Annotated in this window: 2 protein-coding genes and 2 pseudogenes; all 4 read left to right on the top strand. The window is 41.4% G+C overall.

Annotated elements, in window-relative coordinates:
• Positions 1-127 (top strand): annotated as a pseudogene (locus tag CWM53_RS08235) (conjugal transfer protein TrbJ); the annotation flags it as partial.
• A 168-nt stretch (positions 128-295) separates the two neighbouring features.
• Entirely contained in the window at positions 296-466 is a 171-nt protein-coding gene (locus CWM53_RS08230; protein WP_032431321.1) for a TraY domain-containing protein, read from the top strand.
• A gap of 61 nt (positions 467-527) precedes the next feature.
• A complete protein-coding gene (gene traA, locus CWM53_RS08225; RefSeq protein ID WP_004194426.1) occupies positions 528-896 on the top strand; it encodes a type IV conjugative transfer system pilin TraA in 369 nt (122 codons plus the stop codon).
• Positions 897-909: 13 nt separating this feature from the next.
• Positions 910-1,014 (top strand): annotated as a pseudogene (locus CWM53_RS08220) (type IV conjugative transfer system protein TraL); the annotation flags it as partial.

Below are 1,014 nucleotides of genomic sequence, written 5' to 3'. Positions count from 1 at the left end.
AGAATTGAACTTTGATAGTCGTGATTACATTATTTTGTCATCAATTTATACATTAAGTTATGGAAGGTTTGTTTCGAACGTACTGGGTATATTGAAAGCTGGTGTTAATGATTTGTTAAATCAATAGTACCATTGGTACTGTTGATTTGTGAAAATAATTTACTCAATATTTCTCCTTAGTTTGTTTACTTTTAAATCCTCCAATGTAAGATTTATTAAAGGTTGGTAATCTTACTTTGGAGGTCGATTGGAAAGAGCGATTAGGAGCAACGCACGACCTGCGCCTGGAAAAAATGTGCTTTTAAAATTAGATGAAGAAACTAATCGTCGACTCATCAAAGCAAAAGACAGAAGCAGAAGAAGTAAAACAGCTGAAGCTTATTTGAGACTGAAAGATCATCTAGAACGTTTTCCGGACTTTTATAACTCGGAACTAACCATACCAGGAGGTGAAAAGGAAGAGTGATTTAACATCATAGTCATAAATCTGTTTTATATATCAACCATTCTTTTTAAAGGAAATAAATATGAATGCTGTATTAAGTGTTCAGGGCTCAGCTGTCTCTGAAAAAACCAAACCGTCTTTTATGTCCCGCGTTTTCAATAAAAAGAAAGCCCTGAAAGTCGCTAAAGTTGCGCTGCCGGTTGCTGCTGTGGCGGCGTTCTTCCCGGATGCTGCGATGGCCACCACCACGGCAACCGACCTGATGAAGTCCGGAGATGCGACCGTTAAAGGCACGTTTGGTAAGCAGTCCAGTGTCGTCAAATGGGTGGTTCTGGCAGAAGTCGTCGCCGGCGGCATCATGTACATGATGACCAAAAACGTGAAGTTCCTGTTTGGCTTCGCGATTATTTCCACCTTTATCACCATCGGTATGTCGGTCGCCGGTTACTGACAGGAAGCACGTGATGACGGGAGACGAATTAAAGCGATACCGTTTCCCGGAAACACTGACTAACCAGTCCCGCTGGTTTGGCTTATATCTCGATGAACTTATCCCGGCCGTGATTTGT

Origin of the sequence: Klebsiella sp. A-Nf5 (genome assembly GCF_002810545.1) — a bacterium.
GTDB lineage: Bacteria > Pseudomonadota > Gammaproteobacteria > Enterobacterales > Enterobacteriaceae > Klebsiella > Klebsiella variicola.
Note: the sequence above shows the minus strand (reverse complement) of the source record. Positions and strands in the feature narration are given on the sequence as shown.

Excerpts from the sequence above, each read along its gene's own strand:
- traA (WP_004194426.1), top strand. The coding sequence starts at position 528 with ATGAATGCTGTATTAAGTGTTCAGGGCTCAGCTGTCTCTGAAAAAACC.